The 16,206-nt window shown below is 68.2% G+C and carries 13 protein-coding genes; 6 read left to right on the forward strand and 7 right to left on the reverse strand.

The features are described 5' to 3' along the window. Nucleotides 1-134 precede the first annotated feature (134 nt). The 5 genes from ACZ9AQ_RS07480 to ACZ9AQ_RS07500 all read right to left on the reverse strand — a co-directional run bounded on the left by ACZ9AQ_RS07480 (nt 135) and on the right by ACZ9AQ_RS07500 (nt 7,316). Nucleotides 135-1,448: an efflux RND transporter periplasmic adaptor subunit gene (locus tag ACZ9AQ_RS07480; protein ID WP_429203104.1), complete on the reverse strand. Its 1,314-nt coding sequence runs from the start codon at nt 1,446-1,448 to the stop codon at nt 135-137. Between the two features lie 373 nt (nt 1,449-1,821). After that, nucleotides 1,822-3,678 (reverse strand): signal peptide peptidase SppA, encoded by a 1,857-nt coding sequence (sppA, locus tag ACZ9AQ_RS07485; RefSeq protein ID WP_429203106.1) that lies wholly within the window; start codon nt 3,676-3,678, stop codon nt 1,822-1,824. A gap of 34 nt (nt 3,679-3,712) precedes the next feature. Then, nucleotides 3,713-5,185, reverse strand: a complete 1,473-nt coding sequence (locus ACZ9AQ_RS07490; RefSeq protein WP_429203108.1) for a sodium:solute symporter — start codon at nt 5,183-5,185, stop codon at nt 3,713-3,715. Nucleotides 5,186-5,288: 103 nt separating this feature from the next. Beyond that, nucleotides 5,289-5,720 carry a hypothetical protein gene (locus tag ACZ9AQ_RS07495; protein ID WP_429203110.1) on the reverse strand — a complete coding sequence of 144 codons (432 nt, stop codon included), beginning with the start codon at nt 5,718-5,720 and terminating at the stop codon, nt 5,289-5,291. 114 nt (nt 5,721-5,834) lie between these two features. Continuing rightward, a complete protein-coding gene (locus ACZ9AQ_RS07500) occupies nt 5,835-7,316 on the reverse strand; it encodes an NYN domain-containing protein (RefSeq protein WP_429203112.1) in 1,482 nt (493 codons plus the stop codon). Nucleotides 7,317-7,706: 390 nt separating this feature from the next. On the opposite strand from ACZ9AQ_RS07500, the gene ACZ9AQ_RS07505 reads away from it, so the two are divergent. Together ACZ9AQ_RS07505 and ACZ9AQ_RS07510 are read left to right on the forward strand one after the other, a co-directional pair. Next, complete coding sequence (locus ACZ9AQ_RS07505) at nt 7,707-9,635, forward strand: PAS domain-containing hybrid sensor histidine kinase/response regulator (RefSeq protein ID WP_429203114.1); 1,929 nt, start codon at nt 7,707-7,709, stop codon at nt 9,633-9,635. A 150-nt stretch (nt 9,636-9,785) separates the two neighbouring features. Then, nucleotides 9,786-10,211, forward strand: a complete 426-nt coding sequence (locus tag ACZ9AQ_RS07510; protein ID WP_429203115.1) for a DUF7684 family protein — start codon at nt 9,786-9,788, stop codon at nt 10,209-10,211. 19 nt (nt 10,212-10,230) lie between these two features. Here the strand turns inward: ACZ9AQ_RS07510 and ACZ9AQ_RS07515 are convergent, their stop codons facing one another. Further along, on the reverse strand, nt 10,231-10,650 hold the full coding sequence (locus ACZ9AQ_RS07515) for a DUF1810 domain-containing protein (RefSeq protein WP_429203117.1): 420 nt from the start codon (nt 10,648-10,650) through the stop codon (nt 10,231-10,233). Between the two features lie 61 nt (nt 10,651-10,711). On the opposite strand from ACZ9AQ_RS07515, the gene ACZ9AQ_RS07520 reads away from it, so the two are divergent. The 3 genes from ACZ9AQ_RS07520 to ACZ9AQ_RS07530 all read left to right on the forward strand — a co-directional run bounded on the left by ACZ9AQ_RS07520 (nt 10,712) and on the right by ACZ9AQ_RS07530 (nt 12,910). Next, a complete protein-coding gene (locus tag ACZ9AQ_RS07520) occupies nt 10,712-10,933 on the forward strand; it encodes a DUF3820 family protein (RefSeq protein ID WP_429203119.1) in 222 nt (73 codons plus the stop codon). 229 nt (nt 10,934-11,162) lie between these two features. Then, the gene (locus tag ACZ9AQ_RS07525) at nt 11,163-11,561 is read left to right on the forward strand and encodes a response regulator transcription factor (protein WP_429203121.1); all 399 of its coding nucleotides are present in this window, start codon (nt 11,163-11,165) and stop codon (nt 11,559-11,561) included. A gap of 41 nt (nt 11,562-11,602) precedes the next feature. Next, nucleotides 11,603-12,910, forward strand: coding sequence for a hypothetical protein (locus ACZ9AQ_RS07530; RefSeq protein WP_429203122.1), 1,308 nt, complete (start codon nt 11,603-11,605; stop codon nt 12,908-12,910). Nucleotides 12,911-12,927: 17 nt separating this feature from the next. Here the strand turns inward: ACZ9AQ_RS07530 and ACZ9AQ_RS07535 are convergent, their stop codons facing one another. After that, complete coding sequence (locus ACZ9AQ_RS07535) at nt 12,928-15,210, reverse strand: ATP-binding protein (protein WP_429203124.1); 2,283 nt, start codon at nt 15,208-15,210, stop codon at nt 12,928-12,930. A gap of 239 nt (nt 15,211-15,449) precedes the next feature. Between ACZ9AQ_RS07535 and ribA the strand changes: the two genes are divergently transcribed. Then, a complete protein-coding gene (ribA, locus tag ACZ9AQ_RS07540; protein WP_429203126.1) occupies nt 15,450-16,175 on the forward strand; it encodes a GTP cyclohydrolase II in 726 nt (241 codons plus the stop codon). Nucleotides 16,176-16,206: the final 31 nt, after the last annotated feature.

Here is a 16,206-nt window from a genome sequence, read left to right on the forward strand (position 1 = left end):
GCCAGCACCGCCGCCACGTCGTTCCCGCGCAGGCGGGAACCCAAGTACCGCGTGCGCAGCGTCGACGCCGGCAAACTCAGGTTCCCGCCTGCGCGGGAACGACGGGCTGGGGGCGCGGGTCGCCGGAGCCACCATCATTGCTGCGCCCCTTGTGCCGGGCGGCCCTCAGCCGGGCGCCCTTGGCCACGCCCCTGCCCCTGCCCCTGGCCACGCGCGCCGGCCGGACGATCGCCCGGCAACACCACGCTGGCGCCATCGCGCAGGCGGTCGGCGCCTTCGGTGATCACCTGCTCGCCCACCTTCAGGCCGCTGGCGATCTGCACCTTGTCCACGCTCGCCTGGCCGCGCGTGACGGTGCGCAGCGCCACGGTGCGCGCTTGCGGGTCGAGCACGTAGACGAAGTCGCCGTTGGCGCCGTGGCGCAGCGCCGTCACCGGCACCACCACCGCGTCGCGCAGGGTATCGACGGTCAGGCGCAGGTTGACGAACTGGCTGGGGAACAGCTTGTTGTCGCCGTTGGCGAAGCGGGCCTTGGCGCGCACGGTGCCGGTCTGGGTGTCGACCTGGTTGTCGAGCGCGATGAAGCTGCCGCTGGCCAGCGCCTCGGTGCGGGTGCGGTCCAGCGCGGTGGCCGGCAGCCTGGCGTCCTGCGCGATGCGGCCCTGCAGCATCGGCAGCTGGTCTTGCGGTACGGCGAATTCAACGTCGATCGGCGACAGCTGGGTAATGACGGCGATGCCGTTCGCATCGCCGCTGCCGACCAGGTTGCCCACGTCCACCGTGCGCAGGCCGACCCGGCCGCTGATCGGCGCGCGCACCGTCGCATAATCCAGGTTCAGCTGGGCCGTGCCTTCGGCCGCCTTGTCGGTCATCACCGTGCCTTCGAGTTGCTTGACCAGCGCGGCCTGGGTATCGACCTCCTGGCGCGCGATCGAATCCTGCTCGAGCAGCGTGCGGTACCGCGACAGCATCAGGCGCGCGCTTTCCAGCTGGGCTTCGTCGCGCTGGCGCTGGCCGCGCGCCTGCAGCAGGGCCATCTGGAACGGGCGCGGATCGATCGTCGCCAGCACCTGGCCCTGCTTGACCAGCTGGCCTTCGGCGAAATGGATTTTCTGGACCACGCCCGACACCTGCGGACGCACGGTGGCGGTCGCGGCCGCGACCACGGTGCCGAGCGCGTCCAGGGTTACCGGCAGATCGGCCTGCTGGGCGGTGGCGACGCCGACCGTGGTGGCCGGACGGCCCCGTCCCCCGCCGGGCCCGCCGCCAGGACCGCCGGCCGCCATCCCCGGGCCACCCGGCCCGCCCGCCGGCTGGTGGGTGAGCCACCAGGCCAGGCCACCCAGCGCCACCATCGACAGCACGGCGATCACGCCGCCGATGAGGCGGGAACGCCGGGTGCGGGCGGGACGGTCGGTGATTGAATGGGGCGGGAGATGCTGGTCCATGCTTGTCCTTGTTCGATATGGATGTGCGCAAAGCCGTGCCAAGAACCTATCCCGGCAGGTGGAAGGAAGTTCATGCCGATGCATGGAGAGCGTGATCAACGCGCTCTCGGCCCGACCTTCACCTACCGGGATAGGTTCTTACTGCACAATACGTGTCACGCTGACTTTAGCATGGCCGTTTCACTCACAATGTTTCGTAACGTACATTGAGATGCCGTGGAATCAACGTTGTCAAAGTCGCCTTAACGCCGATTTACACAGTTCGGCGCTATTTAGCCGAAGTAAACGAAAAACGGGCGCGAACCGTCGCTCGCGCCCGTTGAAACATTGTATTAATCAGTTACAAACTGCCGGCATGAAACGCCGTCAGTGGTCACCAACCGCCGCAGAAGCAGTGGGCCACCGCCGCGAACGGCTTGCGTTCCTGCGTCAGTTCGGACAAAAAGGCCATGTCTTGCGCCACCTGGCCGACCGGCCCGGCCGGAATCGCCTGTTCGACCAGGCCCAGCTTGACCTGGATCGTCAGCGCCTGCGCCGCCGAGGCGCCGGCCATTTGCAGGAAGCGCTCCACCCGCGTGACCGGACGCTCCACATAGACCACGCGGTAGTCCGGGTCCAGCTTGGCGCGGCCGGCGGCCGAGGCCAGGGCGTCGTTGTAGCTGCCCAGGCGGTCGACCAGGCCGCGCTCCTTGGCCTGGGCGCCGGTCCAGACGCGGCCCTGCCCCACCTCGTCGATTTTCGCCTGGGTGGTCTTGCGCGCCGCCGCCGCCTTGCTGGTGAAGTCGGCATACACGTGGTTGATGCTTTGCTGGACCAGCTTCTCGAAGCGCGGATCGAGCGGGCGCAGCGGATTGTAGGCGTCCGCCAGCCAGGTGGTGGTCACGCCGTCGGTGCGCACGCCCAGCTTGTCGGCCACCTTGTGGGCGGTCGGCAGCAGCGCGAACACGCCGATCGAGCCGGTGATGGTGGCCGGGTCGGCGATGACCTCGTCGGACGCCATCGAGATCCAGTAGCCGCCCGACGCCGCCACGCTGCCCATCGACACCACCACCGGCTTGCCGGCGGCGCGCGTCAGTTCAAGCTCGCGCCGGATGAGTTCGGAGCCATAGGCGCTGCCGCCGGGCGAATCGACGCGCAGCACCAGGGCCTTGATCGAATCGTCCTCGCGCGCCTGGCGGATCAGGTTGGCCGTGGCGCGCCCGCCCACCACGCCGGGGCCGCCCGCGCCGTCGGTGATGGTGCCGGAGGCAACGATCACGCCGACCGCGTCGCCGAAGGCTTTTTGCGGATGGCGCGCCAGGTATTCGTGCATGCCGATCTGGCGGAACGACTTGATGTCTTTTTCGTAGACGCCGCGCTTGATCATCAGCGCGCGCAACTCGTCGCGCGTCTTGAGGCCGTCGACCAGCCTGGCCTGCAGGGCGACCCTGGCGGCGCTGCCGCCGGCCGCTTCCATGCGCTCGGGCAGCGTGTCGATCATGCTGGCCAGCGATCCGTCGGGCAGCTTGCGGTTCTTTTCGACGAGGCCCGTGTAGCCCGACCACATCGCGTTGTACAGGAAGGCGTCGGCCTCGCGCGCGGCGTCCGACGGGCCGTTGGCGATATAGGGCTCGGCCGCGCTCTTGTAGGTGCCGACCTTGACCAGGTTGACCGTCACGCCGACCTTGTCGAGCGCGTCGCGATAGTAGTTGCGGCGCCCGCCGAAGCCCTCGATCAGCACCATGCCCATCGGGTGCACGTAGACCTCGCTGGCGTGCGAGGCGACCAGGTAGCGCTTCTGGTCGTACTGGCCGCTCCAGGCCACGACCGTCTTGCCGGCCTTCTTGACGCGCTCGACCGCGGCGCCGAACTCGCGCAGCATGGCCATGCCGCCGCCGTTCATTTCGTCCAGCAGCAGCACCACGCTCGTGATGTCGGGGTCGCGCGCGGCATTGTCCAGCACCTGGGTCACGTCGCGCAGGCGCACGGTGCGCTTGCTGTCGCCGCCCACGTTGTCGAGCAACGTGTCGCGCAAGGTGGTTTCGTACTGTTCCACCAGGTCGCCCTTGACCTCGACTACCAGCGCGGTCTTGCTCGACAGCGGCTTGACGCCGCCGCCGAAGAACGTCGCGATGACCAGGATGAGGATCAGCAAGAACAACAGGTTGAAGAAAGTGCGGCGGGTCACGTCGAGCGCGGTCCACAGAAACACGAACCCGCGCCGCAAGGCGCTCAGGGGCTTGAAGGCCATCGGAACTCCAGTCAAAGTCAATGAAACGAAGCGATCAGGCGACCTGCCCGGCCCCGGCAAGGCCGGGTTGGCGGCGCGAAATCGCATACAAGCCGGCAAACACCAGTATGCCGTTAATCAAGAGTAATTCCAGCCCGAGGCGGTAGGCGCCGAGCAGATAGGCCTGATTGTACTCAAGGATCGCGCACAGGACCGGCGCGCCGATCGTCACGAGCGGTACAAGGCGGTCGTTCGGCATGCGCGCGGTCAGCATGCCGAAGGCAAACAGGCCGAGCAAGGGACCGTAGGTATACGCCGCCAGCTTGAGGATCACGCCGATCATGTTCGGGTTGTCGGCCGCCTTGAAGCCCAGCACCAGCAGCAGGAACAGGAAGGCGAAGCCCAGGTGCACGCGGCGGCGCAGGCTTTCGGCCTGGGCCTGGGTCAGGTCGGTGCGGCGCTTGATGCCGAGCAGGTCGATGCAGGTCGACGAGGTCAGCGCCGTGATCGCCCCGTCGGCGCTGGGGAACAGGGCCGAGATCAGCGCGATCAGGAAGATGATCTGCAGGGCCGCCGGCAGATGGCCCATCACCACCGCCGGGAAGATCTTGTCCCCGACGGCCGTCACGCCGGCGATGGGCGCATACAGGTACAGCAGGCCGCCCAGGAACACGAAGGACAGCAGCACCACGACCAGCACCGCGGTCAGGGCCAGCATGTTCTTTTGCGAATCCTTCAGGGTCTTGACCGAGATGGTCTTCTGCATCATTTCCTGGTCCATGCCGGTCATGGTGATCGTGATCAGGGCGCCGGCGACGATCTGCTTGAGCCAGAAATTGGGGCTGTCGATGTCATGCGTGAAGATGGTGGCCAGACCCTGCGCCTGCATCTGGTTCAGGCTTTCGGGAATCGACATGTTCAATTCGCCCAGCAGGATCCAGACGCAGGCGAACAGGCCGAACAGCATGCAGCTGGTCTGCAGGGTGTCGGTCCAGACGATGGTCTTCACGCCGCCCTGGTAGGTGTACAGCAGGATCATGCCCAGCACGACCAGGGTGCTGAGCCAGAACGGCACGCCCAGGCTGTCGAGGATGATGGCTTGCAGGATGTTTACCACCAGGTAAAGACGCGCGGTGGCGCCCAGCAGGCGCGAGATGATGAAGAAGCCGGCGCCACTCTGGTAGGCGCGCCGGCCCAGACGCACGTCGAGGTAGTGGTAGATCGAGGTCAGCTGCAGGCGGTAGTACAGCGGCAGCAGCACATAGGTCACGGCGAGGTAGCCGATCACGTAGCCGATCACGATCTGGGCATAGCCGAAGCCGTCGACACCGACCGCGCCCGGCACGCTGACAAAGGTCACGCCGGACAGGGTGGTGCCGACCATGCCGAAGGCAACCAGCATCCAGTTGCTGCTCTTGTTGCCGATGAAGAAGCTGTCGTTGTTGGCGCCTCTCGAGGTGGCCCAGGCGACGCCGAGCAGCAGTGCGAAATAAGCGATGAGGATGCAGAAGAGGAGTAGCGGGGACATGGCGTGCCGAGGTTGACGTTTCGCTCAGCAATATACACCGTGTTCCAGCCCGGCCCAAGGGCCGGCGCCGCGCCCTGCCCCTGGCGCCTGCGCGAAAAAGCGCTCAGATTTCTTCGCCGCGCACCCGCGTGAAGGGGCCGATGCAGGCCTCGCCCGAGGCGTCGGCGCACAGCAGGAACAGCTTGCCGGACGGATGGAAGCGCACGAAATGGGTGACGCTGGCGCCCGGCTTCATGACGTTGCCGGAGCAATCGGGCTTGCCGTTGTCCTTGGTGACGCGGTCGGTCAGGCGATAGAAGCCGTCGCGATCGGGCTGGTTCGGGATCGTGTAGACGCTCTCGGAAATCTCGGCGGCGCTGGTGACCAGCGTGGTGCCGTCGGCGCGGAAGCGGTAGGTCTCGAGGCAGTTGGTGTCGGGCACCGCGAGGCGCCAGATGCCGAGGATCGGATGGTCGGCGGCCGGCCCCTTCTGCGCCAGCGCTGGCGCGCAGGCGACCGACAGGGACAACAGCAACAGGCTGGCAACTATGCGCATGGCGAGCTCCTTCGACCCGGGCGGATGAGGCCTGCCCGGGCTCGGGCAGGCCATGCCATTATGGCATCGCCGATGGCGGCGTGGCGCACGCGCCGCGCCGCGCGTCGCCAACGGTCAGCCGTTGTCAGTGCCGGCTTTCGGCTTGGCCGGGCGACGGCTGCGCGGCGCCGCCTTGCGGGCCGGCGCCTTGGGGGCCGGAGCCTTGTGGGCCGGGCGCGCGCCCTTCTTGCGCTCCGGCTTGGCCTCGGCCCCGGCCTCGCTGGCATCGTCGGCCATGGCCGCGACGGCATCGAACTCCGGTTCGGCCGGCGTCTCGGACTCGGCCCGGGCGGCTTCCAGCGCGGCCTGTTCGGCCAGCTTCTTGGCCGACGGCTTGCGCGGCGCACGGCGGCGTTCCTTGGCCGGGGCCGGCGCTTCCTCGCCTGCTTCAAGCGCCGGGGCCTCGGTCACGACCAGCGTCGGCTGCGATGCCGGCTGCTCGATGGCCTCGAGATCGGCCGCGGCCGTGGCGTCGCTCTCCATCGGGACCGGTTCCAGCCAGGCCGGGATCGGCGCCGAGGTGGAGGCCGATTCGCCGCGCGCGCCCGCCTTGCGTCCGCCACGACCGCGGCCGCGGCGGGTGTCCGGCTTGACGCCTTCTTCCGGCGCGGTCTCGACCGGGGCGGCTGCCTCGATCCCGTCCTGGCCTGCGGCGTCCGGGACCTCGACGTCATCCTGCACCGCGAACTCGGCAACCGGCACGAGCACCGGCGCATTCGCGCTGCGATAGACGTAGGTGCCCGACTTTTCGTCGCGGCCGAACTCGAACAGCCCGCGGGTCTGCGCTTCTTCGAGCAGGTTGCCGAAGGTACGGAAGCCGTAATAGGTCTCGGAGAAGTCCGGACGGCGGCGCTTGAGGGTGTCTTTCAGCAGCGAAGCCCAGATCTTGCCGGTGTCGCCGCGCTCGAGCACCAGGGCGTCGAAGGTCTCGACCACCATGTCCAGCGCCTGCACCTTGCGCGCCTCGAGTTCTTCCTTGCGCTTGTCGTCGCCGGCGCCCGCCGCGGCGCCCGAGCGCCGTCCCGGCTGCCCCTTGCGCGCCTCCTGCTCTTCCTTGCGCTTGGCGGTGGCGCGGTTCTTTTCGCGCACCAGGTCGTCGTAGAAGATGAATTCGTCGCAGTTGGCCACCAGGAGGTCGGAGGTCGACTGCTTGACGCCGACGCCGATCACCTGCTTGGCGTTCTCGCGCAGCTTGGAGACCAGCGGCGAAAAGTCGGAGTCGCCGCTGATGATGACGAAGGTATTGACGTGCGACTTGGTGTAGCACAGGTCGAGGGCGTCGACGACCAGGCGGATGTCGGCCGAATTCTTGCCCGACTGGCGCACGTGCGGGATCTCGATCAGCTCGAAGTTCGCCTCGTGCATGCCCGCCTTGAAGGCTTTGTAGCGATCCCAGTCGCAGTACGACTTCTTGACCACGATGCTGCCCTTGAGCAGCAGGCGCTCCAGCACCGGCTTGATGTCGAATTTTTCGTAGTTGGCGTCGCGCACGCCCAATGCGACGTTTTCGAAGTCGCAGAACACCGCCATGCTGATGTTGTCGGAAGATGAGGCCATGAGTTGTTGTTTTCTGGTAATGAGTGGACAGGCTACCGGCGATTATACGCAACGCGAGCGTTTTGCCGTTGTCTTGTTTGCCGCGGTGTCCCGGGTTCCGGGCTCCGGCCGCACCAGCATATGGAGGAATGAGGCTGATCGCTGCGGCCGGCTGTGCTCGACGCCAGGGACAGCAAGTCGCACCGATACGCGAGCTCCTCGATGTCTGTGAAACTCAACCCCATAAAAGAAGATCCCCACCAGCGTGGGGAAACCATCTGCGGCTATCCGCAACAATGCCGTGCCGACGTAAACACGACCATGCATACGAGGATTGCGACCGGTTCAATCGTCCGTTCAACATGCCCACTTCTGCCCTATAATTTCGTCTCCTGCGACCGGTCTTCGACGATGCTTCCTGCCACCTTGTTCGAGTCAGCCTTCAACAGCTCGCCCTTCGGGCACTACCTGCTGTCGCCCACGCCTGATGCGATCATCCTTGCGGTCAACGATGCGTTCCTGAAGGCATCGTCGCGCACCCGCGAGGAACTGGTCGGGACCAGCCTGTTCAAGGCCTTCCCCGGCAACCCCGACGATCCCGAAGACACCGGCGAAGCGGACCTGCGCGCCTCGCTCGCCAAGGTGCGCGCGACCGGCCTGCCCGACACCCTGCCGGCGGTGCGCTATCCGATTCCCGTGGTGCTGCCCAATGGCCAGACGATGTTCGAGGAACGCTTCTGGACCGCGACCAGCACGCCGATCTTCGGTCCCGGCGGGGAGCTGGTCTGCATCTCGCACAGCAACAACGACGTCACCGCCCAGTTGCGCTCGGAGGCCGCCGTGCGCGAAAGCGAGAAGCGCTTCCGCGCGCTGACCAATGCGACGGCCGAAGTCATCTATCGCATGAACCCGGACTGGACCCAGCTGCGCCATCTCGAAGGCCGCGGCTTCCTGAAGGACACGGACGACCCAAACCGCTTCTGGCTGGAGGAATACATCCCGCCCGAGGACCAGGAGCGCGTGCACCAGGCGGTCGCGCGCGCCATCCGCGACGGCTCGGTCTTCGAGCTCGAGCACCGGGTGCGGCGCGCCGACGGCAGCAGCGGCTGGACCCTGTCGCGCGCGGTGCCGATGTTCGACGCCGCCGGCGCGGTCTACGAATGGATCGGGACCGCCAGCGACATCACCGAGCGCAAGGCGGCGGAAGAAAAGCTGCGCGAGGCCGACCGCCGCAAGGATGAATTCCTGGCCATGCTGGCGCACGAGTTGCGCAATCCCCTGGCGCCGATCGGCGCCGCGGCCGAGCTGCTGCAGCGCATGAAGCTGGACGAGGCGATCGTCAAGCGCACCAGCCAGATCATCGGGCGCCAGGTCGGTCACATGACGGCGCTGATCGAAGACTTGCTGGACGTTTCGCGCGTCACGCGCGGCCTCGTCGAGCTGGACACCGCGCCGCTCGACGTCGGCGCCATGCTGCACGAGGCGGTGGAACAGGTCATGCCGCTGATCCAGGCCCGCCGCCACGACCTGACGCTGAACCTGCCGCCGCCGGACACGCAGATTGCCGGCGACCGCAAGCGCCTGGTGCAGGTGGTCGCCAACCTGCTGGACAACGCCGCCAAGTACACGCCGGAAGCCGGGCGTCTCGAGGTCGCATCGAACATCGATGCCGAACGGCGCCTGTGCATCGACGTGCGCGACAACGGCATCGGCATGGCGCCCGAGCTGGCGGCGCGCGCCTTCGAGCTGTTCGCCCAGGCCGAACGCTCATCCGACCGCGCCTCGGGCGGCCTGGGGCTGGGCCTGGCGCTGGTGAAGAACCTGGTCGAACTGCATGGCGGCGAGGTCGCCTGCGACAGCGCCGGCCCGGGCCTCGGCAGCCGGTTCACGGTGTGCCTGCCGCTGCTGGAACGCCGGGTCGACGCCGCCCCGCCACGAGAAGAATTGCGCGGCGCCGCACAGTCTGGATCGCTGCGCGTGATGATCGTGGACGACAACGTCGATGCGGCCGTCACCCTGTCGATGCTGCTGGAGTCGGGCGGCCATCGGGTCGCGGTGGAGCACGACGCCTTGCGGGCGCTGGAGTGCGCGCGCGGTTTCAGGCCCCACGCCTGCCTGCTCGACATCGGCCTGCCCGGGATCGACGGGCTGGAACTCGCGCGCCGCCTGCGCGGGCTGCCGGAAACGAGGGGCGCGATGCTGGTCGCGGTCACCGGCTACGGCCAGGCGCGCGACCGCGACCAGATTCTCGGCGCCGGCTTCGACCACCACCTGGTCAAGCCGATCGACACCGGGCGTCTGTATGCGGTGCTCGACGAGCGCTGCGACACGGCGGCCTAGCGGCGCGGCGCAACCCGGCGCAACCCCGCGCAACGCGGCGCCCTGCACGAAGCGCGCCAGATCCCGCGCGAAACGCTGGCACCGCGGACGGCTGGCACGATCGGCGCCGGGCGGCGATAATGCCGCCAACCTTTTTCCGGCATCGACATCATGCAAGCACACAAAGCCCATTACCTGCAACTGCGTCCCCACGACGCCCTGCCCGACCTGAAGCACCTGGCCCCGTTCATGGCCGTGGTCGTGATCGACGACGACAGCGACGAAATGTGGCGCTGGGACGTCGCGCGCTGGCTGGTCGATTCCGGCTGCCGCTACATGCTGGCCTGGGGCAAGGAGTGCGCGAGCTGGAACGAGGCAGTCGAGGATGCCGCCTTGGAAGCGTTCGACTACGAAGACGTCGCGCCGGAACAGGCAGTGCTGACGACGGCGCACGAGGATGACGACCTGGACGAAGCGTTCTGGTTCGCCCGCCACCGCGCCAGCCATCCGGCGCTGCGCTTTTCCACCGCGGTGATCCTGCACGTGGCCATGCGCGGCCGGCCGGACGAATTGCTGGCGCAGTTCGCCGACGCCTGAACCGGCGTTTTTCAGCACCTTACAGTCGCGCGAGCGTTTCCGGGTCGGCCTCGCCGTCGAAATACTTGTCGATACAGGCCTGGAACACGGCCTCGTCCGGCGCCACCTCGGCGAACAGGGTCATCGACGAGCGGAATTTCAGCTCGTCCGGGTGGCCGAAGATCTCGTGCGCCGACGGCCCGTCGAGCGCGGCGACGATGCCCGCGCATTCGCGCAGGCGCTGCCCCAGGACCGGATGGGCCAGGTAGGCGGCCGCCTCGTCCTCGGAGCCGATGGCATACCGCCGCGCCATTTCGCTGCTGCCCAACCCCTTGAACTGCGGAAAGACAAACCACATCCAGTGGCTGCGCTTGTGCCCGGCCCGCAATTCAGCCAGCACGCCGGCGTAGATTGGCTCCTGCGCCTCGACGAAGCGCGCCAGGTTGAAGTCATCCATCATGTTTCCTCCCCTTGTCACCGAAATGCTACAACGCCATCGTTGTTTGCTAAAGTGCCGCACGATGAACGCTGAACACCTCTCCCTCCTCCTCGTCCGCGAAATGCCGTACGGGAAATATAAAGGCCGCAAGCTGGCCGACCTGCCCGGCCACTACCTGGGCTGGTTCGCGCGCGAAGGCTTCCCACGCGGCGAGCTGGGCCAGTTGCTGGCCCTGATGTATGAACTCGACCACAATGATTTGCGCGGCCTGCTCGATCCGCTGCGTCGGCCATCGGCCAGGTGATACTTAGAACCTATCCCGGTAGGTGAGGGGAAGTTCATGTCGATGCATGGCGAGTGTGAGCAAGGCGCGAGGAGGCCGCATGGCGAGCCATGCAACGACGAGCAACGCAGCGCACGCTTGCCAGGCGCGGCAGGAACGACCCTCACCTACCGGGATAGGTTCTTAGCAACAACCACGCCAATATCCGCGCAGGCATCGGTATAATCGAATATTCAACGAAGAATTCACCATGCTCAACGAACACGTTCCCGCACCCCTGGTGCTGGTGGTCGAGGATGACGACCACATCGCCCAGGTATTGCGCTTCATGCTCGAACGCCAGGGCTACCGCGTCCTGCACCTGGCAGACGGCCGCGCCGCGAGCGAGTACGTCGCCGCCAGTCCCGAGATCCCCGACCTGGTGCTGATGGACGTGATGCTGCCCCATCTCGACGGCTACGAGATCGTCGTCCTGGCCCGTGCGCGCGCCGATTGGGCGGCGGTGCCGATCCTCATGCTGACCGCCAAGAACACCGAGCGCGACACCGTGCGCGCGCTCGACGCCGGCGCCAACGACTTCGTCGGCAAGCCGTTCCAGCCCAACGAACTGCTGGCGCGCGTGCGGCGCCTGCTGCTGCCGGCCGCCTGAACCGGGCGCTACGAATCGCCCGGCTCGCTTACACTCGGGGCATGTCGCGCTCCATTTTCCTGCTCCCGCTCCTGCTGTCCTTGCCGGCCCAGGCCGCCACCTTGCTGCTGTGCCCCGGCACCCCGCTCGCCTCGCCCGGCGCCGTGACCGAGGACTACACCACCGCCAGGGGCGCGCGCATGCGCGCCATCGTCACCGAGGCGCCGGGCAAGCCCGATCCCGGCTGCCGCGCCGTGCCGCTCAAGGTGGCCGCCAGCGGCGTCCAGGCCCTGCACTTCCTGCCGCCGGACGCGGCGCCGGGCGACACGATCCTGCTGCACGGCGAACAACGGGGCAAGGAATTCACCGTCACCGGCCACACGCTGGGCGCACAGCCGCCGCCGCCCGCGCCGCAGCCGGGCCTGTCCACCCGACAACCGCTCGACGCCGCCGAGGTGCGCCGGCGCGCGCCGCGCGCCGCCTGGGCCTGGAGCCCGAACGCCTGGCGCGAACGCGCCGACGCCATGCTCGACTGGGCCGCCGGCCAAGGCATGGGAGAGTTGTTCATCAATGTGCCGGTGCGCGCCGGCGAGGTCGCCGAGCCGCAGGCGCTGGCGGCCTTCGTGCGCCAGGCGCACGGCCGCGGCATCGCGCTGACCGCCTTCGAGGACGGGCCCGACCTGATCCTGCCGACCGCGCGCGCCGACGCCGTCGGCCGCATGCGCGCCTATGCCGCCTACAACGCGCGGGCGGGCGCCGGGGAAAGCCTGAAGGGGGTCCAGTTCGACGTCCAGCCCCAGCTGCTCGATCCCGACAAGCTGCCGAAGGCGGCGCGCGACGGCCATTACCTCGACCTGCTCGCCGCGCTGCGCGAGGCCGCCGGCAAGATGCGGCTCGAGGTCGTGGCGCCGGCCGCCTGGAGCCAGGAGGACGCGCTGCTGCGCGGCCTGGCGCGCCATGTCGACGTGCTGACGGTGCGCAACTACCGCACCGACCCCGATGAGATACGGCGCCATGCGGCGCCCTTCCTGGACTGGGGCGTCAGGCACGGCAAGCGGGTGCGCATCGCGCTCGAGGCCGGACCGGCCGGCGCCGGCGTGGAACGCCACTACCGGCGCCTGGGGCCGGACGCCAAGGGCGACCTCCTGATGTTCGACCTGGACGGGCAGAAGGTGCTGATGCTGCTGAAGGTGCCCGCGGCGCAGGATGAGGCGCAGGCGTATGCGCTGGCCGACCGGCGCGGCATCGCCGGCTCGGACACCACCTTCCACTTCGACAAGCCCGCGCTGATGCGCCTGCTGCCGCAGCTGGAAAGCGGCTTCGGCGCGTGGAAGAGCTTTGGCGGAATGGCGGTGCACGCGCTGCGCTAGAACTACCGTGGAGCCGGTTACCCCAGCGGCAGCTCCACCGTAAACCGCGTTCCCATCCCGGCCCGGGTCTCGAAACCGATCGTGCCGCCGTGCTCCTCGACGATCGCCTTGCTGATGCTCAGCCCCAGCCCGGTGCCGCCGCGCTGGCGCGTGTCGTGGGCATCGGCCTGGGCGAAGCGCTCGAACATGCGGCCCTCGAATGCGGGCGGGATGCCCGGGCCCTCGTCGGTCACGCTCAGGCGCGCCCAACCCGGCCGCTGCGCCAGGCCCACCGTCACCGCCTTGCCGGACGGCGTGAACTTGATCGCGTTCGACAGCAGGTTGCTCAGCACCTGCACCACGCGGTCGTGGTCGATCGCGGCCCGCACCGCTTCGGCGCCCGGCGCCAGGTCGAGACGCAGCGCGACGCCGGCCTGGCGCGCCTGGCCCTGCATCGCCTCGGTCGCGTGCCGCACTACCGGCGCCAGCGGCTGCACGCTGCGCCGGTATTCCATCTGGCCCGCCTCGATCTTCTGGATGTCGAGCACGTCGTTTACCATCCGCATCAGGCGATCGCAACTCTGGTTGGCGATGTGGATCAGCTCGGCCACGTCCGGCGGCAATGCGCCGGCCATGCCGGTGTCGAGCAGCGAGAGCGAGGCGTGGATCGACGTGAGCGGCGTGCGCAGTTCGTGCGAGACGGTGGACACGAATTCGCTCTTCATGCGGTCGATCTTCTTGCGCTCGGAAATGTCGTGCAGGAAGATACTGAAGAAGGCGTCCTCGCCCTCGCCCGCGAGCGCCACCGTGGTCTCGACCATGAATTCCGTGCCCTGGCGGTTGACCACGATCCGCTCCAGGCGCCGGCCATACGAAAACTCACCACCCTGATGAAAGCCGCGCAGCGCCTTGGCGATGCTGGCGCGGTAGCGCTCGGGCAGGATCATCTCGGCCAGCGGCCAGCCTACCGCCTCGTGGCGGCTCCAGCCGAACATGCGTTCGGCGGCCGGATTCCAGTCGAGGATCATGCCGCGCTGGTCGACCGCCATGAAGGCGTCCTGCGCCGCCCCGACGATGGCGGCGATGCGCTGCTCGCTGGCGCGCACCGAGGCCAGCGCGCGTTCCAGTTCCAGGGTGCGCTGCTCGACCCTTAGCTCGAGGGTGTCGTTCAGCACCTGCAGCTCGGCGCGCCGGTGCACCAGCGCCGTCACCAGCGCATTGAGCGCGCCCGACAGCTGGCGCACCTCGGTATAGCCGCGCTGCGCCGGCACCAGCTCCTGGCTGTCGCCGCGGCGCAGGCGGTCGGCCGACGCCGCCAGGGCCTGCAGGGGCCGCGTGATGCGGCGCGCCAGCAGCAGGCCGGCCAGCGAGAACAGCAGCGCCAGCACGGCGCCGCTCCACAGCGTGCGCGCGCGCAGCTCGCGCACCGGGCGGTAGGCGTCCTCGAGTTCCTGGCGCACCAGCACGTGCCAGCCGAGGCCCGGATAATCGCCCACCGGGTGCGTGGCGGCGTAGCCGACCAGGTAGTCGCGTCCGTCGGGCCAGCGCTCGGCCACGTAGCCGGTGCGCTTCTTGCGCGCGTGGTCCAGGCTGGACAGGTTGACCGTGGTGTCCTGCAAACCGTCGGGACCCAGCAGCACCACGCCTTCGGCGCTGACGATCAGGGCCTGTACCTGGTGGCGCGTCTCCACCGGCGCGATGATCGAGCGCTCGACGTCGCGCGCCCATTCCCACGACAGGTGGGTGCCCAGCACCCCGGCCGGCTTGCCGTTCGCGTCCATCCAGGGAAAGGCCACGTCCACGAAGCGGCGCGGCTCGCCCTTTTGCACCGGCAGCAGCTTGGCCAGCAGCACCGCCTCGTGCACGTCGCCGACGTAGGTGCCCTTGAGGGCATTGATGAACCACGGCCGCTCGGCCACGTTGTTCCCTTCCAGCAGGCCGCGCGCCTCGGCCAGCACCGTGCCGTCCAGGCCAGCCATGCCGATCCATTCGTAATAACCGTAGGTCGACTGCATGTCGCTCAGGATGCGGCGGCGCTCGGCGCGCGTCGCCGACGGCCCCACCAGCTCGCCGCGGCGCGCCATCAGCCGCACCTCGCGATAGCGCTCGTACATGCCGCGATCGAGCTTGTCGGCGGTCTGCATCGCCATCTCGCCCAGCCCGTTGCCGATGCTGCTCTTGACCTGGTCGGTGGCGGCGCGCTCGACCACTTCGACCAGCAGCAGGGTCAGGACCACGGTCAGCACCGAGAATGCGAGCGCGAGCCAGGCCCCGAGACCGCGCGGGCTCAAGCGATGCAGGAAAGGGCGGGAATGCGGCATGGAGGCCTCTAGAACGGTCGTGGAGACGGAGCGTACCACGGTGACATTAATACTCGGCAATACACACGGCAATACGCAACCTGGTCATTTGCCGAACCCGACCGTTCGCCGGGCGCTCGCGCCGCCTGGCACAGCCGCCGCGCGGGACCGGCGAAATGCGGGTGATTCCGCACGGCCATGCCCGATTTCCGGTAAACTTCACCGCTGTAAGAACATCGATATCGATTGGAAACACCGTCATGCAAGCCACCGCCCCTGCCCTTTCCGCGCCGCCTTCCCTGCTGGACTATGCCACTTCGTGCGCGCTGCCGACGCCGTGGGCCCAGTTCACGCTGCACGCCTGGGTCGAGCCGGCCACCGGCAAGGAACACCTGGCGATGGCCCTGGGCGACCTGTCGACCGGCGAGCCAGTGCTGGCGCGGGTGCACTCCGAATGCCTCACCGGCGACGTGATGTTCTCGCAGCGGTGCGACTGCGGCGCCCAGCTGGAGGGCGCGCTGCAGCGCATCGCCGAGGAAGGACGCGGCATCCTGCTGTACCTGCGTCAAGAGGGCCGCGGGATCGGCCTGGTCAACAAGATCCGCGCCTACCGCCTGCAGGAAGCCGGCGCCGACACGGTCGAGGCCAACCTGCAGCTGGGCTTTCATGCCGATGCCCGCAACTACGAGCTGTGCCGTCCGATGCTCGCGCAGTTCGGCATCAAGTCGGTGCGCCTGATGACCAACAACCCGCGCAAGATCGACGCCCTGAACCGCATCGGCGTCGCGGTCGCCGAGCGCGTGCCGCTGCTGGTGAACCGCAATGTCTACAACAACAGCTACCTGAACACCAAGCAGGCCAAGCTGGGCCACATGATGGCGCCGCTGACCGCCGTCGAGCAGGGAGAACAGGCCCTGGTCGAACCGGCCGACGCAGCGCCGTCGGCGTCGGCTTCGCCCTCCTCATTGCCCCCGAACGTGCGCTAACGCGCGCAACGCTCGTTGATCCGGTGGCAAG

The organism is Massilia sp. UYP34, from assembly GCF_056279385.1.

Bases quoted from the DNA above. Each gene is read 5' to 3' on its own strand.
- ACZ9AQ_RS07480 (WP_429203104.1), bottom strand. From the start codon at position 1,448: ATGGACCAGCATCTCCCGCCCCATTCAATCACCGACCGTCCCGCCCGC.
- sppA (WP_429203106.1), bottom strand. From the start codon at position 3,678: ATGGCCTTCAAGCCCCTGAGCGCCTTGCGGCGCGGGTTCGTGTTTCTG.
- ACZ9AQ_RS07490 (WP_429203108.1), bottom strand. From the start codon at position 5,185: ATGTCCCCGCTACTCCTCTTCTGCATCCTCATCGCTTATTTCGCACTG.
- ACZ9AQ_RS07495 (WP_429203110.1), bottom strand. From the start codon at position 5,720: ATGCGCATAGTTGCCAGCCTGTTGCTGTTGTCCCTGTCGGTCGCCTGC.
- ACZ9AQ_RS07500 (WP_429203112.1), bottom strand. From the start codon at position 7,316: ATGGCCTCATCTTCCGACAACATCAGCATGGCGGTGTTCTGCGACTTC.
- ACZ9AQ_RS07505 (WP_429203114.1), top strand. From the start codon at position 7,707: ATGCTTCCTGCCACCTTGTTCGAGTCAGCCTTCAACAGCTCGCCCTTC.
- ACZ9AQ_RS07510 (WP_429203115.1), top strand. From the start codon at position 9,786: ATGCAAGCACACAAAGCCCATTACCTGCAACTGCGTCCCCACGACGCC.
- ACZ9AQ_RS07515 (WP_429203117.1), bottom strand. From the start codon at position 10,650: ATGATGGATGACTTCAACCTGGCGCGCTTCGTCGAGGCGCAGGAGCCA.
- ACZ9AQ_RS07520 (WP_429203119.1), top strand. From the start codon at position 10,712: ATGAACGCTGAACACCTCTCCCTCCTCCTCGTCCGCGAAATGCCGTAC.
- ACZ9AQ_RS07525 (WP_429203121.1), top strand. From the start codon at position 11,163: ATGCTCAACGAACACGTTCCCGCACCCCTGGTGCTGGTGGTCGAGGAT.
- ACZ9AQ_RS07530 (WP_429203122.1), top strand. From the start codon at position 11,603: ATGTCGCGCTCCATTTTCCTGCTCCCGCTCCTGCTGTCCTTGCCGGCC.
- ACZ9AQ_RS07535 (WP_429203124.1), bottom strand. From the start codon at position 15,210: ATGCCGCATTCCCGCCCTTTCCTGCATCGCTTGAGCCCGCGCGGTCTC.
- ribA (WP_429203126.1), top strand. From the start codon at position 15,450: ATGCAAGCCACCGCCCCTGCCCTTTCCGCGCCGCCTTCCCTGCTGGAC.